Origin of the sequence: Actinotalea solisilvae (genome assembly GCF_016464425.1) — a bacterium.
Classification (GTDB): domain Bacteria; phylum Actinomycetota; class Actinomycetes; order Actinomycetales; family Cellulomonadaceae; genus Actinotalea; species Actinotalea solisilvae.
The window spans coordinates 39,925-64,382 of record NZ_JADDKQ010000020.1; the positions used below are offsets into that span (position 1 = coordinate 39,925).

At 74.5% G+C, this 24,458-nt stretch carries 20 protein-coding genes; 9 read left to right on the plus strand and 11 right to left on the minus strand.

Annotation, left to right across the window (positions count from 1 at the left end):
* Positions 1 to 2: 2 nt before the first annotated feature.
* The 5 genes from JIG38_RS15485 to dnaA all read right to left on the minus strand — a co-directional run bounded on the left by JIG38_RS15485 (position 3) and on the right by dnaA (position 6,186).
* Positions 3 to 689 (minus strand): DciA family protein, encoded by a 687-nt coding sequence (locus tag JIG38_RS15485; RefSeq protein ID WP_307844967.1) that lies wholly within the window; start codon positions 687 to 689, stop codon positions 3 to 5.
* On the minus strand, positions 679 to 1,965 hold the full coding sequence (recF, locus tag JIG38_RS15490) for a DNA replication/repair protein RecF (protein ID WP_199424725.1): 1,287 nt from the start codon (positions 1,963 to 1,965) through the stop codon (positions 679 to 681). The genes JIG38_RS15485 and recF overlap by 11 nt, the downstream gene beginning before the upstream one ends.
* A gap of 88 nt (positions 1,966 to 2,053) precedes the next feature.
* Complete coding sequence (gene gnd, locus JIG38_RS15495; protein ID WP_199424819.1) at positions 2,054 to 2,959, minus strand: phosphogluconate dehydrogenase (NAD(+)-dependent, decarboxylating); 906 nt, start codon at positions 2,957 to 2,959, stop codon at positions 2,054 to 2,056.
* Positions 2,960 to 3,003: 44 nt separating this feature from the next.
* Positions 3,004 to 4,134 (minus strand): DNA polymerase III subunit beta, encoded by a 1,131-nt coding sequence (gene dnaN, locus JIG38_RS15500; RefSeq protein WP_199424726.1) that lies wholly within the window; start codon positions 4,132 to 4,134, stop codon positions 3,004 to 3,006.
* 570 nt (positions 4,135 to 4,704) lie between these two features.
* Complete coding sequence (gene dnaA / locus JIG38_RS15505; protein ID WP_199424727.1) at positions 4,705 to 6,186, minus strand: chromosomal replication initiator protein DnaA; 1,482 nt, start codon at positions 6,184 to 6,186, stop codon at positions 4,705 to 4,707.
* Positions 6,187 to 6,694: 508 nt separating this feature from the next.
* Here dnaA and rpmH point away from each other — a divergent pair.
* The 8 genes from rpmH (at position 6,695) to JIG38_RS15545 (ending at position 13,703) form a co-directional block, all read left to right on the plus strand.
* Positions 6,695 to 6,832 carry a 50S ribosomal protein L34 gene (gene rpmH / locus JIG38_RS15510; protein WP_109131294.1) on the plus strand — a complete coding sequence of 46 codons (138 nt, stop codon included), beginning with the start codon at positions 6,695 to 6,697 and terminating at the stop codon, positions 6,830 to 6,832.
* 7 nt (positions 6,833 to 6,839) lie between these two features.
* Positions 6,840 to 7,217, plus strand: coding sequence for a ribonuclease P protein component (gene rnpA, locus JIG38_RS15515; protein WP_199424728.1), 378 nt, complete (start codon positions 6,840 to 6,842; stop codon positions 7,215 to 7,217).
* Positions 7,218 to 7,267: 50 nt separating this feature from the next.
* The gene (gene yidD, locus JIG38_RS15520) at positions 7,268 to 7,540 is read left to right on the plus strand and encodes a membrane protein insertion efficiency factor YidD (protein ID WP_199424820.1); all 273 of its coding nucleotides are present in this window, start codon (positions 7,268 to 7,270) and stop codon (positions 7,538 to 7,540) included.
* Entirely contained in the window at positions 7,537 to 8,805 is a 1,269-nt protein-coding gene (yidC, locus tag JIG38_RS15525; RefSeq protein ID WP_199424729.1) for a membrane protein insertase YidC, read from the plus strand. Before yidD ends, yidC begins: the two co-directional genes overlap by 4 nt.
* 56 nt (positions 8,806 to 8,861) lie before the next feature.
* Entirely contained in the window at positions 8,862 to 9,374 is a 513-nt protein-coding gene (locus tag JIG38_RS15530) for a Jag family protein (protein ID WP_199424730.1), read from the plus strand.
* Between the two features lie 111 nt (positions 9,375 to 9,485).
* Positions 9,486 to 10,226: a 16S rRNA (guanine(527)-N(7))-methyltransferase RsmG gene (gene rsmG / locus JIG38_RS15535; protein WP_307844968.1), complete on the plus strand. Its 741-nt coding sequence runs from the start codon at positions 9,486 to 9,488 to the stop codon at positions 10,224 to 10,226.
* A gap of 1,132 nt (positions 10,227 to 11,358) precedes the next feature.
* Complete coding sequence (locus JIG38_RS15540) at positions 11,359 to 12,414, plus strand: ParA family protein (RefSeq protein WP_307844969.1); 1,056 nt, start codon at positions 11,359 to 11,361, stop codon at positions 12,412 to 12,414.
* Positions 12,414 to 13,703, plus strand: a complete 1,290-nt coding sequence (locus JIG38_RS15545; protein WP_199424731.1) for a ParB/RepB/Spo0J family partition protein — start codon at positions 12,414 to 12,416, stop codon at positions 13,701 to 13,703. The genes JIG38_RS15540 and JIG38_RS15545 overlap by 1 nt, the downstream gene beginning before the upstream one ends.
* Before the next feature lie 108 nt (positions 13,704 to 13,811).
* Here JIG38_RS15545 and JIG38_RS15550 read toward each other — a convergent pair whose 3' ends face one another.
* On the minus strand, positions 13,812 to 15,173 hold the full coding sequence (locus JIG38_RS15550) for an aminotransferase-like domain-containing protein (protein ID WP_199424732.1): 1,362 nt from the start codon (positions 15,171 to 15,173) through the stop codon (positions 13,812 to 13,814).
* A 139-nt stretch (positions 15,174 to 15,312) separates the two neighbouring features.
* Here JIG38_RS15550 and JIG38_RS15555 point away from each other — a divergent pair, with 139 nt between their 5' ends.
* A complete protein-coding gene (locus JIG38_RS15555; protein WP_199424733.1) occupies positions 15,313 to 16,086 on the plus strand; it encodes a hypothetical protein in 774 nt (257 codons plus the stop codon).
* A gap of 74 nt (positions 16,087 to 16,160) precedes the next feature.
* On the opposite strand, the gene trxA is transcribed toward JIG38_RS15555, so the two are convergent.
* The 5 genes from trxA to JIG38_RS15580 form a co-directional block, all read right to left on the minus strand.
* Positions 16,161 to 16,484 (minus strand): thioredoxin, encoded by a 324-nt coding sequence (trxA, locus tag JIG38_RS15560; protein WP_199424734.1) that lies wholly within the window; start codon positions 16,482 to 16,484, stop codon positions 16,161 to 16,163.
* A complete protein-coding gene (trxB, locus tag JIG38_RS15565) occupies positions 16,481 to 17,488 on the minus strand; it encodes a thioredoxin-disulfide reductase (RefSeq protein WP_199424735.1) in 1,008 nt (335 codons plus the stop codon). The genes trxA and trxB overlap by 4 nt, the downstream gene beginning before the upstream one ends.
* A 184-nt stretch (positions 17,489 to 17,672) precedes the next feature.
* On the minus strand, positions 17,673 to 21,353 hold the full coding sequence (locus tag JIG38_RS15570) for a murein biosynthesis integral membrane protein MurJ (protein ID WP_307844970.1): 3,681 nt from the start codon (positions 21,351 to 21,353) through the stop codon (positions 17,673 to 17,675).
* A complete protein-coding gene (locus tag JIG38_RS15575; protein ID WP_199424736.1) occupies positions 21,350 to 23,809 on the minus strand; it encodes a DUF6049 family protein in 2,460 nt (819 codons plus the stop codon). The genes JIG38_RS15570 and JIG38_RS15575 overlap by 4 nt, the downstream gene beginning before the upstream one ends.
* Before the next feature lie 8 nt (positions 23,810 to 23,817).
* Positions 23,818 to 24,369, minus strand: a complete 552-nt coding sequence (locus JIG38_RS15580; RefSeq protein ID WP_199424737.1) for an NUDIX hydrolase — start codon at positions 24,367 to 24,369, stop codon at positions 23,818 to 23,820.
* Positions 24,370 to 24,458: the final 89 nt, after the last annotated feature.

Consider the following 24,458-nt stretch of genomic DNA (forward strand, 5'->3'; position numbering starts at 1 on the left):
CGTCAGCCGTAGGTGTCGCGCGGCCCGCGGCCGGGCACGCGCCGCCCGCCCCGGCCCCACTGGGGACCGGAGGGCCCGAGCACGGTGACCTCGCGGACGACGTCGGGCCCGACCTCGCGCGCGAGCGTGATGAGCAGCTGCGGCACGAGCAGGCGCAGGTTCGCGGCCCACGCGGTCGAGTCGGTGCGCACGACGAGCCGCCCGTCCTCGAAGGTCTCGGGCGTGCAGTGGTCGGCGACCTGGTCCCCGACGACCTCCCGCCAGCGCCCGACGACGCCCCCCACCGAGAGGTCCTCGTCCCAGCCGCGCTCGGCGGCGAGCCGCGCGAGCGTGTCCCCGAGGAGCGCGGGGTCGCGGCCGTCGCGGCCCGGGCCCGAGCGCCGGTCCTCGACGGGATGCCGCCGCGGGGCGGGTCCGGGTCGGCCCGGCCGGAAGCCGCGCTCGGCCGCGGCGGCGCGCGCGCGGTTGAGCGCGGCGCGCGCGACCTCGGAGGCGGGCGTGAGACCCAGCGCCTCGGCGACCGGCACGCCCAGGGGGAGCGTGGGTCCGTCGTCCGCGTCGACGAGGTCGTCGTCCGCGCCGGCCTCGGCGTCGGCGGCACGGCCGGACCGCGCGACCGGGGCGTCGGCCGCGCGGCCGTCCTCGGCGTCGCCGGCGCGGCCCGCGCCCCGCCGGCGGTCACCGGACACGCGTCACCTGCCCGCCCATGACGTCGATCCTCGCGCCCTCGAGCTGCTCGGGGACGTCCTCGGCGACCGCGGCCGTGACGACCACCTGCTCGGCGCGGGCGACGAGGCCGGCGAGGCGGTCGCGGCGTCGCGCGTCGAGCTCGGCGAAGACGTCGTCGAGGATGAGCACCGGCTCCGCACCCTCGCCCCAACCCGAGATGCCGGGGGCGTCGTCGTCGTCCGGCGAGCCGTGCGTGAGCAGCTCGAACGACGCGAGCCGGAGGGCCAGCGCGTAGGACCAGGACTCGCCGTGGCTCGCGTAGCCCTTGGCCGGCAGCCCCCCGAGGGTGAGCACGAGGTCGTCCCGGTGCGGGCCGACGAGGTTGACGCCGCGCTCGATCTCCTGGCCGCGCAGGCGGCTCATCGCCTCGAGCAGCTGGGCCTCGAGCAGGTCCTCGCGCGCGTCCAGGTGCGGCACGGGCTCCGCGACCGCGAGGCCGCCCGCCGGTCCGCCGGTCGCCGGTCGCGCGGGCCGGGCGAGGTCGTCGTCGGGCGCGGTCCCGAGCAGCGACGACCGGTAGCCGAGGACGGCCTCACCCTGACCGTCGCTGACCTGCGCGTACGCGGCCGCGACGTGGGGTCGCAGCTGCTCGACGAGCCGGACGCGCGCGGCGAGCACCTGCGCGCCGACCTGCGCGAGCTTGCTGTCCCAGACGTCGAGCGTGCGCAGGTCCGCGCCCCCGTCGCCGTCGTCCGCGGCCCCGCGGTAGCGCCGGCCCCGACGCGCCGCGCCCGCCGTCTTGAGCAGCGCGCCGCGCTGGCGCAGCACGCGCTCGTGGTCCGCGAGCACACCGGCGAGGCGCGGCGACACCTGGACGGCGAGGTCGTCGAGGAAGCGCCGACGGCCGTCGGGGTCGCCCTTGACGAGCGCGAGGTCCTCGGGCGCGAAGAGGACCGTGCGCAGGATGCCGAGCACGTCGCGAGGTCGGCGGACCGGCGCGCGGTTGAGCTGCGCGCGATTCGCACGGCCGGGGTTGATCTCGAGCTCGACCAGGCTCTGACGGTCGCCGCGCACCGCGCGCAGGCGCACGACGGCGCGAGGGGCGCCCGCGCGCACGAGGGCGGCGTCGGACGCGACCCGGTGCGATCCGAGCGTCGCCACGTAGCCGATCGCCTCGACGAGGTTGGTCTTGCCCTGGCCGTTCGGGCCGACGAGGGCGGTGACGCCCGGCTCGAGCTCGAGGTCGACCTGCTCGTACGACCGGAAGTCGGTCAGCGAGAGGCGGCTCACGTGCACGGGAGGGCTCCGGTCGGTGGGGGCGTCGGCCCGGGTCGGGCTCGGACCGGCGACGCCGGCTCGCGCCGGCGTCAGGTCGGGACGGGACTCAGACCGGCTCGGACGGCGGGACCGCCTGGCGCACCGCGTGACCGCCGAACTGCTGGCGCAGCGCCGCGACGGCCTTCATCGCCGGCGACGGCTCCTGGCGCGACGCGAACCGGGCGAAGAGCGCGGCCGAGATCACGGGCAGGGGCACGGCCTGGTCGATCGCCTCGTCCACCGTCCAGCGGCCCTCGCCCGAGTCCTCGACGTAGTCGTCGATGGCGCTGAGGCCCGGGTCCTTCTCGAGCGCCGCGACGAGCAGGTCGAGCAGCCACGAGCGCACCACCGTGCCGCGGGTCCACGCCTTCATCGTCCCCACGACGTCGGTGACGACGTCCTGGGCCGCGAGCAGCTCGTAGCCCTCGGCGTAGGCCTGCATGAGGCCGTACTCGATGCCGTTGTGGACCATCTTGGCGAAGTGCCCCGCGCCGACCGACCCGGCGTGCACGAAGCCCTCCTCGCGCGGACCCTCGGGTCGCAGCGCGTCGAAGACCGGCAGGAGCGCCTCGATGTCCTCGGGCGCACCGCCGGCCATGAGGCCGTAGCCGTTCACGAGACCCCAGACGCCGCCCGAGACGCCGACGTCGACGTAGCGGATGCCGCTCTCGGCGAGCCGCGCGGCGTGCGCGATGTCGTCCTTGTAGTACGAGTTGCCGCCCTCGATGACGACGTCGCCGCTGGTCAGGAGGGTGCTGAGCTCGTCGACGACGCCCTGCGTCGGCGCGCCGGACGGCACCATGACCCAGACGACGCGACGCCCTGCCGGCAGCCCCGCGACGAGCCCGGGCAGGTCCGCGACGTCAGAGATCTCAGGGTTGCGGTCGTAGCCGGTGACCTCGACGCCGCGCTCACGGAGCCGCTGGCGCATGTTCGCGCCCATCTTGCCCAGGCCGACGAGCCCGATGTGCATGCCGGTGCTCGCCGCCTGACCCGTCGCCGTCGTGTCGCTCATCGTCAGCTCGCGAAGCGGATGGGGACGAGCAGGTAGCGGTAGCTCTGGTCGTCGTCGCCGTCCAGGGTGCGCTGGCCCGTGAACTCGACCGGCTTGTTGGGGTGCGTGAACGCCAGCCGGACGAACTCGGTGCTCAGCGCACCGAGCCCGTCGAGCAGGAACTGGGGGTTGAACGCCACGGTGATCTCCTCGCCGACGAGGGCGGCCTCGAGAGCCTCGGATGCCTGAGCATCATCACCCTGGCCGGCGTCGAGCACCACCTGGCCCTCGCTGAAGGCGAGGCGGATCGGCGTGTTGCGCTCCGCGACGAGCGACACGCGCCGCGCGGCCTCGGTGAGCGCCTGCGTCGAGACGACCGCGTGGATCGGCTTCTCGGCCGCGAAGAGCCGGCGCACCGCGGGGTAGTCGCCGTCGACCAGGAGCGACGTCGTGTGGCGGCCGCCCGCCTCGAAGCCGATGAGGTCGACGCCGGCCCCGGTGGACAGCGCGACCGTGACCTGGTCGCTCGAGCCGAGGGACTTCGCCGCGTCGGAGAGGGTGCGGGCACGGACGAGCGCGACCGAGGAGTGCGCCGGGTCGGCGGGCTGCCAGCGGACCGTGCGCAGCGCGAGGCGGTAGCGGTCGGTCGCGAGGAGCGTGATCGTCTCGCCCTCGATCTCGACGCGGACGCCCGTGAGCAGGGGGAGCGTGTCGTCGCGGCTCGCGGCGACCGTGACCTGGCCGACCGCCTCGACGAGCTCCGGGCCCGCGATGGTGCCCACGACGGCGGGCATCGCCGGCAGCGCGGGGTAGTCCTCGACCGGCATCGTGAGGAGCGTGAAGCGGCTCGCGCCGCACGTGACGGTCACCTTGGTGCCGTCCAGGACGACGTCGACCGGCTTCGCGGGCAGGGCCCGGGAGATCTCCGCGAGGAGGCGCCCCGAGACGAGCACGGTGCCGGGGTCGCTGACGTCGGCCGCGATCTCCGAGCGCGCCGAGACCTCGTAGTCGAAGCTCGAGAGCTGGACGACGCCGCTCGCATCGGCCTCGAGCCGGACGCCGGCCAGGACGGGGACGGGCGGGCGGGTCGGCAGGGACCGCGCGGTCCACGTCACCGCCTCGGCGAGGACGTCGCGGTCGACCCTGAACCTCATCGCTCATCCCTTCGCGCGCGGCACGCCGTCACCCACGTGCGCCTGGGGCGCCGGGGGCGAGGGTGCGCGTCGTCGTTCGTCCGTTGTGCTTCTGCCGGTGAACAGTACGCGGTTCCGTCGCGGCGGGAACACCATCCGTGTGATCCGGCTGCGGGGACCAGCGGGGCAGTCCGCGGCTCTGGGCCGGCCCCGCCGTCCTTCCCCATGAAGGCGCTGTGGATCCGGGGAGAAGAAAGGGTTCGTCGTCATCATCGGTGGTGTGGACAGTGTGGATAACGCCCGTCGACGCAGGCCAGCGGCGCGACGCCGATGTGGAGCGGATGTCGACGGCGCTGTCCACGACCGGGCCGTGCGGTGGACGGCCATGCACGGTCCACGTGCCGTCCACGGTCTTGTCATCTGGCGTCCACACCCGCTGTGCGTGTCGTCCACGGGCGTCCACAGAGATGTCCACAGATGTGAATAGTCGTCCTACGGGTCAAAGCGGCGCGAATCGGACGACGTTGTCCCGGGCGGCGTCGGGAAATGGCGTCGCGACGACCGGGGAACGTCTCGGCGCGTGGCGCCGGCTCAGCCGCGGTGCTGCTGCTTGATGCGGTTGGTGAGCTCGGTGACCTGGTTGTAGATCGACCGCCGCTCCGCCATGAGCTCGCGGATCTTGCGGTTCGCGTGCATCACCGTCGTGTGGTCCCGACCGCCGAACTGCTGACCGATCTTCGGCAGCGACATGTCGGTGAGCTCGCGGCACAGGTACATGGCGATCTGCCGTGCGGTGACCAGGACACGCGATCGCGAGGAGCCGCAGAGGTCGTCGATCGTCAGGCCGAAGTAGTTCGCCGTCTGCGCGATGATCGCGGCCGCGGTCACCTCGGCCGTGTCCTCGTCGGTGATGAGGTCCTTGAGGACGATCTCCGCGAGAGCGAGGTCGACCTGCTGCCGGTTGAGGTTCGCGAACGCGGTGACGCGGATGAGCGCGCCCTCGAGCTCGCGGATGTTCGTGGAGATCTTCGACGCGATGTAGGAGAGCACGTCGTCGGGCGCCTGGAGGCGCTCGTTGCCGGCCTTCTTCCGGAGGATCGCGATGCGCGTCTCGAGGTCCGGCGGCTGGACGTCGGTGATGAGGCCCCACTCGAAGCGCGAGCGCATCCGGTCCTCGAACCCGTTCAGCTGCTTGGGCGGCAGGTCGGACGTGATGACGACCTGCTTGTTCGCGTTGTGCAGCGTGTTGAACGTGTGGAAGAACTCCTCCATCGTCTGTTCCTTGCCCTGCAGGAACTGGATGTCGTCGACGAGCAGGACGTCCACCTCGCGGTAGCGGCGCTGGAACGCCCCCGCCTTGCCCTCGCCGATGGAGTTGATGAAGTCGTTGGTGAACTCCTCGGAGTTCACGTACCGCACGCGCACCCCGGGGTAGAGCGAGAACGCGTAGTGGCCGATCGCGTGCAGCAGGTGCGTCTTGCCGAGGCCCGAGTCGCCGTAGATGAACAGTGGGTTGTAGGCCTTGGCCGGCGCCTCGGCGACCGCGACGGCCGCGGCGTGCGCGAAGCGGTTCGAGGCGCCGATGACGAACGTCTCGAAGAGGTACTTGGGATTGAGCCGCGCGGGCTCGGCCGCGGGCCGTGCGCCGAGGGCGGGGCGCCCCTGCGACCGCTCGTCGTACGACGGCTGTCGCACGGCGTCGGCGCGATGCTCGTGGTCGTCGACGTCGTCGTTCTCGACACCCGCCTCGACCCGGTCGCCGATGCGGTCCGGGCGCTCGGGCGCCGGGCGCGGTGCCTCGGTGTCGAGCGACGGGTCGACCGTGACCGCGAAGCGCGCGTCGAGGCCGAGGACCTCGCTCAGGGCGGCGTTGAGCTCGGTCCGCACGCGGGACTCGAGGTAGTCCTTGGTGAACTCGTTGCCCACGGCGAGCAGGGCGGTGCCGTCGAGGAGCCCCAGCGGCCGCGCGAGCCGGATGAACGCGAGCTGCTGTGCGCTCGTCGAGGGGTTCGTCGCGATCCGCCCGACCGCACGGTCCCAGACCTGTGCGATCGAGTCGTCCTGTCCTGGCACGTTGATCGCTCCCGGTGCGTGCTGAATGGCTCTGACCCGGCCGGAAGTCTCGCACGCCACGTGATGATCCACACAGTTGTCCACAACCTGTGGGCTGTCGCGGGGGTGCGGGACGGGCGCGCCGGGCGGCGTCGTCCTCGACGTCGGCCGGTGCGTCCTGGTGGTCCCGGATACGGCCGTGCTCCTGCGTGATCGTGCGGCGATCGTGCAGTGATCTTGACGGGGGTGATCCTGCACGGTGTGTCGTCCGGCAGGAAGCGGCCGTACGGGTGCATCCTGGCGGATCGGGCACCGCACGTCGAGTCCTCGTGGCAGGTTTGACCCTCCGCCGATCCCCGCGTACCGTGGCACAGCCGTTTCTCTCGGCTCCTGCCAGCGTGCCCGCGTGACCCCGATCGCCTCCGGGTGGTCGTTCTCCGCGCCGAGCGTTGCACGTGCGGGGCCGAGCAGGAGCTCCTGACTGTCCGCCGTTCCGGCGGTGCCCTGATCCAACCTTGTGGAGTACGACGTGTCGAAGCGCACCTTCCAGCCGAACAACCGGCGTCGGGCCAAGACCCACGGCTTCCGGCTGCGCATGCGCACCCGGGCCGGCCGCGCGATCCTCGCCGCCCGCCGGCGCAAGGGCCGCGAAGAGCTCTCCGCCTGACCTCGGGGTGCTTCCCGCCCCGTTGCGGATGCGTTCGTCGGCAGACTTCGCGCTGACGATCCGCCGGGGCGCGCGAGCCGGCCGACCCACGCTCGTGGTGCACTGCCGGCTCGTCGCCGACCGTCCGGAGCCCCACGTCGGCTTCGTGGTGTCCAAGGCGGTGGGCGGAGCGGTGGTCCGGAACCAGGTCCGACGCAGATTGCGAGGCGCGGTGGTCGAGCAGCGCGGGTCCCTGCCCCTCGGGGCGGACCTCGTCGTGCGCGCGCTCCCGCCCGCCGCGGCGGCCTCGTATGCGACCCTCGCGGAGGAGCTCCGGACGGCGCTCGCCGCTGCCGCGCGGCGGGCGGTCCCACCGGCGAGCGGCGCGGACACGGTCCACCCGTGACCACGCACCTCGGCGTCGACCCGGTCTCGGTGGTCCGCCGGCTCCCCCAGATGATCCTCGTGGCGCTCCTGCGCGCGTACCAGCTCGTCGTGTCCCCGATGACGGGGCCGTCGTGCCGGTACTACCCCTCGTGCTCCGCCTACGCGCTGCTCGCCGTCCGGCGTCACGGCGCGCTGCGCGGGAGCTGGCTCGCAGTGCGTCGCCTCGCACGGTGCCACCCCTGGACCCCGGGCGGCGTCGACGACGTCCCCCCGGCGCGGTCCGACCAGACCTGTGCCGACGGGCACGCGCATGACGACCGAGCGAGGAGCTCCGCCCGATGACGTTCCCCGACAACATCCTGTGGCCACTGAAGGTCGCGGTGGCCTGGATCATGGTCCAGTTCCACTCGCTGCTCACCGCGGCCGGGTTGGACCCCGAGTCCGGCGCCGCGTGGGCGCTCTCGATCGTCGGCCTCGTCGTCGTCATCCGGATCCTGCTCATCCCGCTCTTCGTGCGGCAGATCAAGGCGTCGCGCGGCATGCAGCTGCTGGCGCCCGAGATGCAGGCGATCCAGAAGAAGTACAAGGGCAAGACGGACCCGGCGTCCCGCGAGGCGATGAGCCGCGAGACGATGGAGCTGTACCGCAAGCACGGGACGAACCCGTTCTCGTCGTGCCTGCCGATCCTCGCCCAGTCACCGATCTTCTTCGCGCTCTTCCGCGTGCTCATCTCGCTGCCCGCGCTCGAGGACGGCACGTACGCGAACGGCAACCGCGACGCCATCGGGCCGCTCACTCAGGAGCTCGCCGCGCAGGCCAACGCGGCGACGCTCTTCGGAGCGCCGATCTCGGAGACGTTCTTCACGTCGCCGGATCCGCACGTCAAGGTCGTCACGGTCGTGCTCATCGTGCTCATGTCGCTGACGACGTTCACGACCCAACGCCAGCTGACCCAGAAGAACATGCCCGCGTCGGCCCTCCAGGGCCCCATGGCGCAGCAGCAGAAGATGCTGCTCTACGTCCTGCCGCTGATCTTCGCCGTGTCCGGCGTCAACTTCCCCATCGGTGTCCTCATCTACTGGACCACGACGAACCTCTGGTCGATGGGCCAGCAGTTCTACGTCATCCGGCGCAACCCGACGCCCGGGTCCGAGGCGGAGCGCCAGCTCAAGGAGCGTCGCGCGCGCAAGGCTGCCGCCAAGGGCATCGTGCTCGAGGAGCCGGCGGCGCCCGTCGACGAGAAGCCCCGCGGCCAGCGCCAGCAGCCCAAGCGCAAGGACCGGGTACGGCCGCCGTCGGCTGCGGCGGGGACCCCTGCCGCAGCATCCGGCGCGGCAGCCGCGCCGCAGGACGACGTGCCCGCGCCCGCGGCGGACGGCGCGGACGCCGCGGCCCCGAGCGACACGCCGCCGGCGACGTCCCCGCGCCCCGCGGGTCCGGCCAAGCCGTCCGGCAAGGGCGGACGGCCGACGTCGTCCGGCACCCAGTCGGGCAAGGCACGCCCGGCGTCGGGCGCCAAGTCCGGCGGGACCGCCGGCGGTACGTCGGGGTCGGGAACGCCGACCGGGACGACGAAGCCCCGCAAGCCGCGCACGCCCAAGAACTGACCCCCGGGTCGACCCCCGCTTCCCGACCCACCCTCCGTACCTGCACTGGAGACGTCATGACCGACACCACCGCGCCCGAGCCCGCCGAGCCCACCGACCTGCGCCGTCTCGAGGAGGAGGGCGAGATCGCGGCCGACTACCTCGAGGAGCTGCTCGACATCGCCGACCTCGACGGTGACATCGACATCGACGTCGACCACGGGCGCGCCGCCGTGGAGATCGTGGCCGAGGCCGGGTCCGAGCGCGCGCTGCGCAAGCTCGTCGGCAGCGACGGCGAGGTGCTCGACGCCCTCCAGGAGCTCACCCGCCTCGCGGTGCAGACGAAGACGGGCGAGCGCAGCCGCCTGATGCTCGACATCGCGGGCTTCCGGGCAGGACGCAAGGCCGAGCTGGCCGAGGTCGCGCGGGTCGCGATCGCCGAGGTGCAGAGCTCGGGCGCGTCGGTCGCGCTCGAGCCGATGAACCCGTTCGAGCGCAAGGTCGTGCACGACGTCGTCGCCGAGGCCGGCCTCGTGAGCGACAGCGAGGGCGTCGAGCCGTCGCGCTACGTGGTGGTCCGTCAGGCCTGACGCGGCACGAGGCGTACGCCTCGTTCCACGTGAAACATCGCTGGCGCCGTCGATCGACGGTGGGTGGCCGTCGGCACGTCGGTGGGCCACTACAGAGCTCGGGAGGACGACGTGACGGAGGGTGACGCGCGACCCACGGGCGCGGGTGCCGGCGGCGACGACGCCTCCGGGCCGCCTGAGGAGGCCGTGCTCCTCAGCGCCCTCGGCCCGGCTCGCGACGTGGTCGGCCGGTTCCACGACCTCCTCGCCGAGCACGGAGTGACGCGCGGCCTCATCGGTCCCCGCGAGGTGCCGCGCCTGTGGCAGCGCCACCTCCTCAACTCCGCGGCCGTCGCGGCGCTCCTGCCGGAGAGCGGCACGCTCGTGGACATCGGCACCGGCGCCGGCCTCCCGGGTGTCGTGCTGGCAGCGATGCGCCCGGAGCTCCACGTGATCCTCCTCGAGCCGATGGAGCGCCGCGTGACGTGGCTCCGGGAGGTCGTCGAGGCGCTCGCGCTCACGAACACCGAGGTGGTCCGTGGGCGAGCAGAGCAGCAGCACGGGCGGCTCGTGGTCGAGGCGGTCACGGCGCGCGCCGTGGCGCCGATGGACAGGCTCGCCGGGTGGGCGATGCCGCTGCTCGCTGAAGATGGCGTGCTCCTCGCGATGAAGGGCTCGCAGGCGCAGGAGGAGCTCGACGCCGCAGCGGGTGTGATCGACCAGTGGGGTGGCGGCGCGCGCGAAGTGCTCGAGGTGTCGGCCGGCGGCGAGTCGACGCGTGTCGTGCGGGTGAGGCGCGAGACCCACGTGGCGCCGACGCCCACGAAGAAGGCAGCGGCGTCGACGACGAAGGCGAAGCGCGCGAGGCGCTGACGGCAAACGTGTGGCGCTGTGTCGGCCACAGCTCCCCGACTCGATCGCTGCGGCGACGGCCGTAGGGCCACGCCGGACGCGCAGAGCTATGACAGGCGGGAGGCACGGTAGGCGTGCGTGGTCACTCCACGCTCGCCGATCGCAATCAACTCTCAAGGTCGACCGTTGGACGCAGCGGGTCATCACTCAACGTTCCACGTGAAACAGCGGTTCGTGGGCCGGCACAGATCCGAAGGAGGACGCCAGCGCGTTCGGGGCGATGTTCCACGTGAAACACGCGCGCCGGGCGTCTGCCGTCTGGGTCGGCCAGGGCAAGCCGGGGTCGTGGAGCGACGACGTTCCACGTGAACGGCGGCGACGTAGAGCAACGACGTTCCACGTGAAACGGCGAGAAGCGCAACGCACCCGTGCCGGGAAGCGCCGCTTGATTGGTGGTCGGCGCCCGGAGCGTGCCCCGTGCGAACAGTGCGGTGTCGCAGACGGACGTCGCCGAGGGACCGCTACGGCCGACGGTGTGGCGATCCCTACCGGCCGTGCCTACCCGCTGAGCATCGGCTGGCTGCCCGCCTTACACGAACGGGCGGCCGCCCCCCTGTGACGGCGACTGAACCGGCTGGCTGCCCGCCCTAGCGAAAAGGGCGGCCCCCATCGTGGCGGCGAGTGAACCGGCCGGCTGCCCGCCTTCGCGAAAGGGCGGCCACCCCCTCGTGGCGGCGACTGCTGGATGCTGCGACGCTTTTGGCGAAGGGGCTCTCCCTCGTTTCACGTGGAACCACACGATTCAGGCAGACGAACGACCACCGCTGGGTCGGACGGACGCACGGACTATCGCTCACTTCTGCTGCGCTGTAGTGCCCCGAAGGGGAGTTCAGTCACGAACACATGGTGGAGCGCCCTCGCTCACGTTCCACGTGAAACGTCGTCAGGCTTCGGGTGTGCACATGGCGCACGTGCTCAACGCGACCCCCGCAGGAGCGGCCGCGGGCTACCCCACGGTGCTCGACGATCGGCGCTCGAAGTGCGGCGGCGAGCAGGAATGGCCGCTCAGGGAACGCGGCGAAGAACGTCGGCGTCCCCGTGGTTTCACGTGGAACCTGGGGAGTGGCTCGGGTGCGGGCCGGCGGATGGCAGGATGGACCGACTCGAACGGATGGGAGACCGGGTGGACCAGCAGGACTCGCCGCGCGAGCCCACGCCGGGCTCCGCCGTCGCCGACGAGGCGCGACGGGCGGCACTGATGGACTCCCTCCCTGAGGTCGACGACTCGACGCCGCTCGCGGCGCAGCTCGCCGCCGACGCACGCCGACGCATCGACCTCTCGGGTCGTCGGTTCGAGCGCCCGTCGACCACGCGTGTGCTCACGGTGGCGAACCAGAAGGGCGGGGTGGGCAAGACGACCACCACCGTGAACCTCGCCGCGGCGCTGGCACAGGCGGGCGCCAACGTGCTCGTCATCGACAACGACCCCCAGGGCAACGCCTCGACGGCGCTCGGCATCGACCACCGCGCGGGCACGCCGTCCACCTACGAGGTGCTCGTCGAGGACGAGGAGCTCGCGACGGTCGTCCAGCAGTCCTCGCGGATCCCACGGCTGCTGTGCGCGCCGGCGACGATCGACCTCTCCGGCGCGGAGATCGAGCTCGTGTCCCTCGTCGCGCGCGAGAACCGGCTGCGGAACGCCATCGACGCGTACCTTCGCCACCGCGCCGAGCGCGGGCTCGACCGGCTCGACTACGTCTTCATCGACTGCCCGCCGAGCCTCGGGCTGCTCACGGTGAACGCCTTCGTCGCGGCGCGGGAGGTCCTCATCCCCATCCAGTGCGAGTACTACGCGCTCGAGGGCCTCAGCCAGCTGCTCAAGAACGTCCAGCTCATCAAGAACCACCTCAACCCGGTGCTGCACGTCTCGACGATCCTCCTGACGATGTACGACGCACGGACCAACCTCGCGCAGCAGGTGGCCGCGGAGGTGCGTGAGCACTTCCCGGCGCAGACGCTGCGGACGACCGTGCCGCGGTCCGTCCGGATCTCCGAGGCCCCGAGCCACGGACAGACCGTCATGACGTACGACCCGGGCTCGACCGGTGCCCTGTCCTACCTCGCCGCGGCGCGCGAGATCGCCGAGCGAGGCGCTCCGCCCACGGACGCCGACGTCAGGGCCGCAGCGCCCGCCACGAAGGAGAGCTGATGGCCGAGAAGCGTCGCGGACTGGGCCGAGGGCTGGGTGCCCTCATCCCCAGCGCACCCACGGGCGACTCCCGTCCAGTGGACGTGTTCTTCCCGGGCGCGCCCGCGCCGGCGGACGCGCGGCCGGCGGACGCCCCGCCGTCGCCGCCGGACGTGCTCGGCGACGACGTCGACGGCACCCGCGGTCCGGCCGTGGCGACAGACCGTACGGTCGACGAGGCCGACCGCACGGTCGACGAGGCAGACCGCACGGTCAACGAGGCCGACCGCACGGTCGACGAGGCCGACCGCACGGCGCCGCACGGCGACGCGCTCGAGCCGGCCCTGACGGACGGTTCGGGCAACGACGGGGTGACCGAGCCCGCGCCCGACGAGACCGGCCGCACGGACGCTCCGCCGCCGCCCCCGCACGGCGACCCGCTCGAGGTGGCCGCGGACGTCGCGGCCGCGGACGGTCTGGTGCCCGTCCCCGGGGCCCACTTCGCCGAGCTGCCCGTCGACGCCATCGGTCCCAACCCGCGCCAGCCGCGCACGGTGTTCGACGAGGACGCGCTCGCCGAGCTCGTCGGGTCCATCCGCGAGATCGGGGTGCTCCAGCCCGTCGTCGTCCGGCCCGTCCCGGGGGAGGAGGGGCGTTACGAGCTCATCATGGGCGAGCGCCGGTGGCGCGCGACGCAGGAGGCGGGCCTCGACCGCATCCCCGCGATCATCCGCGAGACCGACGACGACGACCTCCTGCGCGACGCGCTGCTCGAGAACCTCCACCGCAGCCAGCTCAACGCGCTCGAGGAGGCCGCCGCCTACCAGCAGCTCCTCGACGACTTCGGCTGCACGCACGAGGAGCTCGCCCAGCGGATCCACCGCTCGCGGCCGCAGATCTCCAACACCCTGCGGCTCCTGAGGCTGCCCCCGCTCGTGCAGCGGCGGGTCGCGGCCGGCGTGCTCTCGGCCGGCCACGCGCGCGCCCTCCTCGGCCTGCCCGACGGCGCCGCGATGGAGCGCCTCGCGCAGCGGATCGTCGCCGAAGGGCTCTCGGTCCGGGCCACCGAGGAGATCGTCGCGCTCGGCGGCGACCCCGAGAAGCCCGTCGCCGTGCGGCGCCCACGCGCGGGGGACCGCAACGCCGCGCTCGACGACCTCGCGTCGCGCCTGTCGGACCGGTTCGAGACGCGCGTGAAGATCCAGCTCGGGCGCAGCAAGGGCCGCCTGACCGTCGAGTTCGCCTCGGTCCAGGACCTCAACCGGATCCTCGGCACCCTCTCGCCGGAGGACCCGGGCCTGCTCCGCTGACGGCGGCGGCGGCCCGTCGGACCTCGCCGCGGGTCGCCCTCGCCGGCGGGCCTGGCGCTGGTCGCCCCGCCGGTCAGCCCGGCGGGGTCGAGCGCGCGGCCGGGACCGTCAGTGGATCTCGGGCCCCGCGGAGGTCACGCCGTCCTCGTCGCGGTGGCCGCCCGTGCCGAAGATGCGGACCAGCTCCGTCTCCTCCTGGACGACGCCGGCCAGGCGTCGCACCCCCTCGCGGATCCGCTCGGGCGTGGGGTAGCAGAACGAGAGCCGCATGTGGTCCGAGCCCTGGCCGTCGGCGTAGAAGGCCGTCCCCGACACGTAGGCGACCAGCGCGGTGATGGCGCGCGGCAGCATCGCCTGCGCGTCGAGCCCGTGGGGCAGGCGCACCCAGGTGTAGAACCCGCCCTCGGGCACGGTCCACGTCGCCTCGGGGATGTGCTCCTCGAGCGCGCCGACCATCGCGTCGCGGCGCGCGCGGTACATCTCGCGGTAGAGCTTGATCTGGTGGCGCCAGTCGTGGTGAGCGAGGTAGGTCGAGATCGCGAGCTGCGACGCGTTGGACGGGCACAGGATGGACGACTCGCTCGCGAGGACGAGCTTCTCGCGGATGTAGTGCGGCGCCACCGCCCACCCGACGCGGTACCCCGGCGCGAAGGTCTTCGAGAACGACCCCAGGTAGACGACGCCGACGTCGTCCATCGAGCGCATCGCGGGCAGCGGGTCGCCGTCGAAGCCGAGCAGGCCGTACGGGTCGTCCTCGAGGACGAGGACGCCGTGCCGGCGCGCGATCTCGAGCACCCGGGGACGGCGCTCCTGGCTCAGCGTGACGCCCGCCGGGTTGTGGAAGTTGGGCACGGTGTACAGCAGCTTGACGGCGCGTCCCTCGGCCGCGAGCCGCGTGAGGGTCTCCTCGAGCGCCTCGGGCACCAGCCCGTGCTCGTCCAGGGGCACGTGCACGACGTCGGCCTGGTACGCCCGGAAGACGCCGAGCGCGCCCACGTAGCTCGGCGCCTCGGCGACGATGACGTCGCCCGGGTCGATGAAGAGCCGAACGACAAGGTCCAGCGCTTGTTGCGAGCCCGTCGTGACGACGACGTCGTCGGGGTGGGCCTGGATGCCCTGGAGCCGCATGACCTCGACGATCTGCTCGCGCAGCGTCTCGTCGCCCTGCCCCGAGCCGTACTGCAGCGCCGTCGTGCCGCGCTTGAGCAGCAGCTGGTACGTCGACTCGGCGATCGCCTCCATCGGGAGGCCGTCGAGGTTGGGCATGCCGCCGGCGAGCGACACGACCTCGGGTCGGTTGGCCACGGCGAAGAGCGCGCGGATCTCCGACGCTCGCATCCCGTGCGTGCGGTCGGCGTAGGCGCCGATCCACGGGTCGAGGCGGGTCCCGGTGACGGGCTGGGCGGTGTGGGCGGCTCTGCCGAGGGCAGGAGTCACCCGCCCCGTCGGCTCGCCGTGCTCGGGAGTCATGCACCTGAGTGTGCCACGCAGCACCGCCCCGGCGACGCGCTGACCAGCGGGTGGAGTGCTCCGCCGACGGCGGCCGGCGGGCTGCGCCCGGTCGGGTGATCTCGACGTCCGCGGCGGCCCCCGCGTGCTTCACTGGCGCGTGCCCGCGCCCGCCCCCGCTCCCCACCCCGCTGCGGCCGAGGTGCCGGCACGCCGACGCCGTCTGCCGCGGTGGGCCACGGTCGTCATCGGCGTCGTCGTCGCCCTGCTGGCGCTGCTCGTGGGCGCGGTCGTGTGGTTCCTCGCCATGCTCAGCGGCGGGCTCGACGACCTGCTCGGCCCCCGCGGTCCCTCGGCCGAGGACGCGCGCGTCGTCGAGGCGCGCGAGGAGCACGCCGGGCTCCTGGTGGCCGCCCTGGAGGACGTCGTCGCGGGACGGACGGTGATCGCCTCGACGGACGACTCCTCGTGCCAGGAGGGGCAGCACAACTGGAAGATCGACGACCCCTTCGACCTGCGCTGCACCCAGCGCGAGGTCGCCCTCGTCGAGGGTGGGGACCCCGACGGCTTCCGGGCCGACATGGAGGCGCTCGACGCGGCGCTCGTCGCGGCCGGCTGGGAGGCGGACTGGTCCTCGATGGACGAGGTGCTCACGAGCTACTGGGACCAGCGCGACGAGATCCTCGATCACAACCCGGGCTGGGGCTACCCGGCGCGCATGCCGAGCGCGGGCTACGTGCGGGACGGCGTCGGCCTCTCCGTCTCGTGGGTGCAGCCGGGCCAGGACTCCGCGGTCGGCACCGAGTTCCGGGACGAGGTGCGCTGGACCCTGGCGTCCGGCGAGCGCGTCCCGCCGTCCGTCCTGCCGTCCCGGCTCGCCGACGGTCGGTACGCCACCGCCCTCAGCGTGTCGGGCACGTACTTCGAGGGGTGAGCGCGACGAGGGCCCCGCGACGGATCGCGGGGCCCTCGTGCGTGCGTGCGGGTGGGCCGGCAGGCCCGCCGGCGTCAGGACAGGACGGACTCGATCTCGGTCACGAGCGCCGGCTTGGGGCGCGCGCCGACGATCTGCTTGACCAGCTCGCCGCCCTTGTAGATGTTGAGCGTCGGGATCGACGTGATGCCGTACGCCGCCGTGACCTGGGGGTTCTCGTCCGAGTTCACCTTGGCGATGCGGACGCGGCCCTCGTAGGTGCCCGAGAGCTCCTCGAGGATGGGCGCGACCTGGCGGCACGGGCCGCACCACGGCGCCCAGAAGTCGACGACGACGGGGATGTCGGACTCCAGGACCTCGCTCTTGAAGGTGGCGTCGGTGACGGGGACGGTGCTCACAGGGTCTCCTCGATCTTCTCGGGCAGGGTGGCGGGTGCGGGGGGCTCGGTGGCGTGCACGAGGTCCGCGAGGTAGTGCTGGGCGTCGAGCGCCGCGGCGCAGCCGGTGCCGGCCGCGGTGATGGCCTGGCGGTAGACGTGGTCGACGAGGTCGCCGCACGCGAAGACGCCCTGGACGTTGGTCGCCGTGCCGCGGGACCCGCCGACGTCCGGACCGACGAGCACGTAGCCCTCGTCGTCCAGGTCGACCTGGCCGGTGAGCAGCTCGTTGCGCGGGATGTGGCCGATCGCGACGAACAGGCCGGTCGCCGCGAGCTCGCGCTCGGCGCCCGTGACCGTGTCCCGCAGCGTCACGCCCGTGAGCTTCTCGGCGCCGTGGATCGCGACGACCTCGCTGTTCCAGGCGAACCGGATCTTGGGGTCGGCGAGCGCACGGTCGGCCATGATCTTGGACGCGCGCAGCTCGTCGCGTCGGTGGACCATCGTCACGGTCCGCGCGAAGCGCGTGAGGAACGTCGCCTCCTCGACCGCGGAGTCGCCGCCGCCCACGACGACGACGTCCTGGTCGCGGAAGAAGAAGCCGTCGCAGGTCGCGCACCACGAGACGCCGTGGCCGGAGAGGCGCTTCTCGTCGGGCAGGCCCAGCTCGCGGTACGCGGAGCCGGTCGCCAGGATGACGGCACGCGCCCGCACGACGTCCCCGTTGCCCGTCTCGACCGTCTTGACGTCGCCCACGAGGTCCGCGCGCACGACGTCGTCGTAGCGGACGTCCGCGCCGAAGCGCTCGGCCTGCTTGCGCATGTTCTCCATGAGGTCCGGGCCCATGATCCCGTCCACGAAGCCGGGGAAGTTCTCGACCTCGGTGGTGTTCATCAGGGCGCCGCCGGCGGTGACGGCGCCCGCGACGACCACGGGCGTGAGCCCGGCGCGTGCGGCGTAGACCGCGGCCGTGTAGCCGGCCGGCCCCGAGCCGATGATCACGAGGTCGTGGATGGTGTCGGTCACTGCTGGTCCTTCGTCCGGTGGAACAGGGCTCGTCCGAGGCGGGGCTCGTACGGAGCAGGGCTCTGACGATGCAGGGCTGGTGCGGCCGTGCCCGGCCGTGCCGACGTCGTCAACCGATCCTAGGGCGCGGATGTTCCGCCCGCCGGGGCCGTCCGGCCGTCGTCGCGGGTGACGTGCGTGCGCCTCAGGAGAGGCGCACCTCCGCGAGCTCGACCCGGTTCCCGCCGTCCGCCGCCTGGGGCAGCGCGGTGAACCACAGGACGATGTGCGAGGCCTCGACCGGCTCGCTGAAGGTGAGGACCGTCTCCGCCGAGAGGGGACCGCTCGCGAGCACCGGACCCTCGGTGGGGGTCGCGGGGTCCGTCGCCCGGACCTCGACGGTGCCGCCCGTGCCGTTGACGACGAGGGTGACGGCGCTCACGGTCGCGGGCGCGGCGAGCGTCACCGCGTACCCGACGCCGGGCTTCATGCCGTACGTCGGCGACTTGTACGTGCGGGTGTACCAGAACGTCGTCGGGTCACCGTCGATCGCGAGCTGGACCGCCTCGGGGTGCTCGTTGTTGTCCCCGCCGGGCGGCGGGTCGATCATCTGGGCCGACGCGATGGTGGGCGTCGCGGCGGCGGGCTCCTCGGCCGGCTCCTCCGCGGGCGCCTCGGCGGCCGGGTCCTCCGCGGCGGGGGCCTCGGTCTCGACCGAGTCCACGACGTCGCCCATGCCGTCGCTGCCGCCGATGGGCGGCGGCGGGGTCGTCAGCGCGTTCCAGGCCCACACGAGCCCCACGACGACGGCGATCCCGATGAGCGCCAGCACGAAGGGCGTGGGGTCGAACCGCTTGCGCGTCAGCGCCTCGATGGGCGACCCGATGAGCGTGTCGAAGTCCTCGTGGTCCTCGTGCGGCGCGGGCGGCGGGCGGTGCCCGCCGCGCGGCCCGTGCGGCGCCGCGCCACCCGGCACGACGGCGGTCGCGGTCGGCCGCGCGGGGGCGGCGGCGCTGACCGCGGCCGACTGCCGCACCGCGGGCGGACGGTCGTCGACCCGGTCGGCCGGGGCGGGGGCGTCCGGCACCACGACGCCGCGAGCGGGCGTGACGATGCCGGCCTCGGCGTCCTGGGAGCCGACGTCGGCCGCCGCGGCCGCAGCAGCCGTCGCAGCGGCCGTCGGCGCGCCGGCACCCGACGCGCCGCCCGCGACGGCGCCGGACCCCACCGCACCCGCGGCGGGCGTCGCGACGCGCGGGTCGGTGCGGCGCACGGCGGGCGGGATGGCGGGCGGCGGGGTCGTCCCCGGGCGGCGTCCCGGGCCCTGCGCGGCGAGCGCCGCCCGCACCGACTGGCGCTGCACGCCGGGCGGCGTCGCGGGCGCGACCGACGGCGGCCTGGCGGGGCCGGTGGGTGCGGCGGGCGCGCCGGCGCCGAGCGCGTCGGCGTCGACCGCGACCCACGGCTCGAGCTCGCGCACGAGCTCCGCCGGGCTGTGCGGGCCGTCGTCGTGCGGGCCGAGCGTGACCGCGCACAGCGTGTCGAGGTCGTTGGGCACGCCGGGCACGAGGTCCGCGGCCGCGACGGGCGTCCCGGCGGCGTCCTCGTCGACGGGCGCGACCTCCGCGCCGCCGGCGGGCACGCCGTCGCGTGCGGGCCAGTGACCCGTGAGCGCGAGGTAGAGCAGCGCGACCAGGCCCACGGTGTCCGCGCGCGTCGTCGACCGCGCGTCGCCGATGCCGTGGCCGAGCAGCTCGCCGTCGAGCCCGAGGCCCGTGACGACGACGCCGCCCGCCGGCGTCACGCGGACCGCGGCGGGCCGCAGGGCGAGGTGGTGCACCCCGCGGCGGCGTGCCACCTCGAGCGCGACGGCCGCCTCGCCCACGACGGCGCGCGCCTGGTCGGGGGGCAGCGGGCCGTCGGCGGTCAGCTCGGCGAGGTCGCGACCCGGGAGCGGCTCGGTGACCGTGTACGCGAGGCCCTCGTGGGAGCCGACGTCGAGCACGCGGAGCAGGCGAGGGTCGGCGACGAGCGCGGCCCGGCGCGCGGCGTCCTGGGCCTGGGCGACGCGGCCCGAGCGCAGGACGAGCGCGCGGACGGGCCGGTCGAGGATCTGGTCCTGCGCCTCCCAGCCCTCGACGCCGGGGAGGTCGGTCGGCAGCGGGCGGTCCAGGCGGTAGCGCCCTGCGAGCAGGGTGCCCTGCTCGACGACGACGTCCACCGGCTGCCCTCCCCGTGCGCTCGTGGTGCGGGCTCCCACCCGCGCGCCCATGCTACGGCCCAGGCGCGCGACCAGCGGCTCGACCAGACGGGTCAGGTCGTCCACCCCGAGCAGGCGCAGGCCGCCCAGGTAGACGGCGAGCATCACGGCCCCGACGAGCGCGCACACGAGCACGGCCTCGGCGAACCCGGCGTCGGAGAGGTCGCCGAACAGGCGCGTGAGCGGCCAGCCCACCGCGACCGCGGCGAGCGCGCTCGCGACGGCCCGCAGGTGCATGCCGATCGCGCCGCGGCCCGTGCCCCCGAGGCGCCGCCGGACCTCGAGCCCGCCCCACACGGCCCCGAGCACGTACGACGCCGCGATCGAGGCGCCGGCCGTGACGACCCACCACCGCGGCTCGAGCAGGAGCGCGCCCAGCAGGCTGCCCCCGGCGACGACGCCGGCCATGGCGACCTGGATCCAGAAGAGGCCCTTGGCGTCCTCGTAGGCGTAGAAGATGCGCTGGCACAGCGACCACGCGCCGAGCGCCGCGAGCCCGGCCATCATCGCGACCACGACGGCGGCGATCGAGCCTGCCTCGGCCGGGTCGGTCGACGGCAGGACGACGCGCACGACGGGCAGCGCGAGGACCGCCAGGACGGCGGTCGCGAGGACCGTGAACGCGCCGATGACGCGCAGGCCCGAGGAGAAGTCGTCCCGCAGCGCCCGGGTGTCCTCGGCGGCGGCGTGCGCGGACAGACGCGTGAACAGGGCCGTGAGCAGCGACACCGTCACGAGCGAGTGCGGCAGCATGAAGATCGTGAACGCGAGCGTGTAGGCGTTGTTGCCGGCGACGTCCGCCTGGAACTCCTGCGCGGCGGCGGTCGCGACCTGCATGACCACGAGGATGCCGAGCTGCCCGACGACGAGCGCCGCGAACGTCCAGCCCGCGACGCGGCCCGCGGTGCCCAGGCCCGCGCCGCGCCAGTCCCGGCGCGGGTGGAAGCGGAACCCGCTGCGGTGCAGCGGCACCACGAGGACGAGGGCCTGCGCGACGACGCCCAGGGTCGCGCCGCCGCCCAGCAGGGCGATCCGGCCGGCGTCCCACGTGGCCGGGTCGTCCTGCGGGCCGCCCCGCACGTACCCGCCGAAGACGGCGATGAAGACCACCAGGCCGAGGATCGCGACGACGTTGTTGACGACCGGCGCCCACATGTACGGCCCGAAGCTGCCGCGTGCGTTGAGCACCTGCCCCAGCAGCGAGTAGATGCCGTAGAAGAGGACCTGCGGGATGCACCAGAAGGCGAACGCGGTCGCGAGCGCGACGAACTCCGGGTCCCGCCCATTCGCGGCGAGGCGGACGACGACCGGCGCCGCGACCGTGAGCACCGTGGCGAGGCCCAGCAGGACGACGCCGGCCAGGCTGAGCAGGCGGTCGACGAAGGCCTGGCCGTCCGGCGAGCGGTAGGCCCGGACGACCTGCGGCACGAGGACGGCGTTGAGGACGCCGCCCGCGATGAGCATGTAGAGCATGTTCGGCAGCCAGTTGGCCAGGCCGAACGCGTTCGCACCCGCGGCGTTGGCGCCGATCGCCGCGACCAGCACGGACACGCGCACGACGCCCAGGACGCGCGACGTGGCCGTCCCCGCCGCCATGACGCCGGCGCTGCGCCCGACGTCGCTCACGGCGCGCCCACGCGCGGCGGGTCCGTCGCGGCCGCGACCCGGCGCTCGCCGCCCGGGGCGCCGGTCGTGTCGGTCCCGGCGACAGAGCCCTCGGTCGTGTCGCCGGTGCCCTCGGTCCCGGCGACGGAGCCCTCGGTCTCGGCCTCCTCGGGCGACAGGGCGTCGGGACCCGAGTCGACGGGCGCGGCGCGGCTGGCCGTCCGCCCGCGGCGGATGGTGCGCGCCACCCCGAGGACGAGGCCCAGCGCCAGGAGCCCGCCGATGATCGCGGCCCCGATGCCCTCCCACTCGGCGCGCACGCGCACGGTGAGCCGGGCGCGGTCGTCCACGAGGACCCCGTCGGCCGTGCGCACCTCGACCGCGACCTCGACGTCCGCGCTCTGCACGCCGTGGACCGGGACGAGGACCTCCTCCTGCCCGAGCGCCGGCAGGGTCACCGTCACCGGCTCGTCGGCCTGCAGCCGCCGGTCACCCGGACGCAGCGTGATCTCGACGGTGACCGCCTGGTCGAGCGTGTTCTCCACGAGCACGGGCAGGCGGCTCGACGTGGAGACGAGCAGCACCCCGCTCGCGGCGACCCGGACGACGTCGCGCAGCGTCGCCGTCCGCGCCTCGGTCGCCGCGACGAGGGCGGCCCGGCGCGACGGGTCCGCGCGCCACGCGACGGACAGCGGTGCGAGCAGCTCCGCGGTCGTGTCCCCGACGAGCTCCTCGGGCCGCTCGGCCATGGTCGCCAGCCGCCCGCGCAGGGTCAGCGAGCCCTCGAGCGCGGCCAGCGTGCTCGGGGGCATCTCCGCCGCGGTCGGCTCGGTGCGCGGCAGCGTGCCCCGCTCGACGTCCCCGCCGGACGCCGCGAGCAGCTCCTCGACCGGTGCCGTCCGGACCCAGGGGACGGAGCCCAGCGCGGCGAGCTGCGCCGCGACGACCGCCGGGTCGGCGTCCCAGTCGCGCGGGACGGTGACCAGGAGGTGCCGGCTCTCGCTGGGCCGCTCGGCCGTGACGACGGCGAGCTCGGCCAGGACGTCCTGCACCGCCGTCGCGGGCGTGAGCTGCGGGTCGCGCGGCCGCGGCGCGTCGGTGTCGCCGGCCGCACCCGTCACCGCCCCGGACGCGAGGGCGCTCGACAGGCGCGCGTCCGGGACGAGGACGGTGACGTCGCCGGCGTCGGTCGTCACGGTCGTGCGGGCCGAGGGCGTGTAGGTGAGGTCGTCCGGGACGGACAGGGCGCCCGGGCCGGTGACGACGGCGCGGGTCCCGCCGCGCATGCCGAAGGCCGCGGTCGTGAGGTCGGGCAGCGCCTCCGCGGGCAGGACGACGTCGGCGCGCGCGTCGGCCGGCAGGCCGGCCGTCGGGGCGCTCTCCGCCGAGCGCCGCAGCGCGAGGTCCCACGGCCCCGCGCCGCGCGCGTGGGCGAGCGCCGCGACGTCCGTGTCCCCGTACGGCAGGAGCATGACCTCGCGGCCGGCCGCCGCGGTGGTGAGCGTCGCGGCCCACGCCGCCGTCGTGGTCGCCGCCGTCGTGGGGCTGCCCGAGGTGCCGGGGGTGCCGGGGGTGCCGGCGGCGTCCGCCGGGTCCTGGGTGTCCCCGGCGTCCTCGGTGCCCGCGGCGTCCTCGGTGCTCCCGGTGCCGTCGCCGTCCCCGGCGCCCGGGTCCGGCGCGCCCGTCCCGTGGGCCTGCTCGACGAGCCACGGGTCCACCACCCACGACACCGCCGGGTACGGCGCCGTCGCGACGAGCAGGTCGGCGAGCCGGCCGCCGGGCCGGGTCAGCGTCTCGAGCTCTGCCCGGAGCGGTGCGGGTCCGTCCTCGACCGCCGTCGCGTGGGGGTCGACCGCCGGGCCGACGACGGGCACGAGCAGGCTGACCGCGGTCGGCGAGAACGTCTGCTCGGGCAGCCAGATGGTGAACGTGCGCGCGAGGCCCAGGCGCGGCCGCGCGTCGTCGTCGCGGTCGACCACCTCGACCGCGAGGCCGCGCGGTCCCCACGCGGCGGAGGCGGCGAGCCCGACCGAGGCGGCGGGGACCGTCGCGGTGAACGGGACCGACGCGCCCGGGGCCAGCGGACCGACGAGGTCGACGGTCACCAGCCGTGTGCCGGCCGCGGCGTCGTCGTCCGCGTCGCGCCAGGCGTCGAGCGAGGACCGCGTGAGGAAGGCGGAACGCGCGAGCCGCACGACGACGCGCGGGGTGCCGACGACGTCGTCGCCCGCGTTGCGCACGGTGCCCTGCACGACGAGGTCGCCGCCCGGCTGGAGCACGGACGTCAGCGCGTCGACGTCGACCTCGAGCGGCAGGCCGGGGTCCTCCTCGGGCGCGGCCTCGTCGGTGGCCTCGTCCTCCGTCGTCGCCGGGACGACGGCGACCGGCCGCCCCGCGGCGTCCACCGGCACCACCGCGCCCGCCGCGGCCGGGGCGCCGAGCAGCGCCGCGAGCACCAGCACGAGTGCCGCCCTCATCGGACCCCTCACTCGGCCTCGCCCGCGAGCACCGCGCTCGCAGCCTGCGCCAGGCGGCGCTCGTTCGGGTAGGCGAGGCGGTCGGGCAGGTCGCAGAGCGCGACCCACGCCACGTCCTCGGCCTCCTGGTCGGGGTCCCCCTCGACGCTCAGCACGCCGCCGGTCGCCTCGAGCAGGAAGTGGTGCACGACCTTGTGCACACGCCGGTCCTCGCCGGTGAACCAGTAGTCGATGGTGCCCAGCCGGCGCACGACCTGCCCGAGGATCCCCGTCTCCTCCGCGATCTCGCGCACGGCAGCCTCGGCCGGGGTCTCGGTGCCCTCCAGGTGGCCCTTGGGCAGGCACCACTCGAGGCGGCCGGCCCGGTTGCGGCGCGCGATCACCGCCGCGTGGGCAGTGCCCGCGTCCCGCGCGACGACGAGCCCGCCGGCTGACGTCTCCTCGACCACCGGCAGCGTGTGCACCGGGCGCCGCACCACGCGGGCGTCGATCCGCAGCGCGTGGCCACCGGGCGGGGTGGGCACAGGGCCCGGCCGCGGGTGGGGAACGGCGCTGGACATGCCGCCACTGTAACGACCGCCGTCCGTCGGGCCGCCGTGCGGGCACCCGCGTCCGCCGGCCCTGTGGACGACCGGGGCGGGCCGGCGCG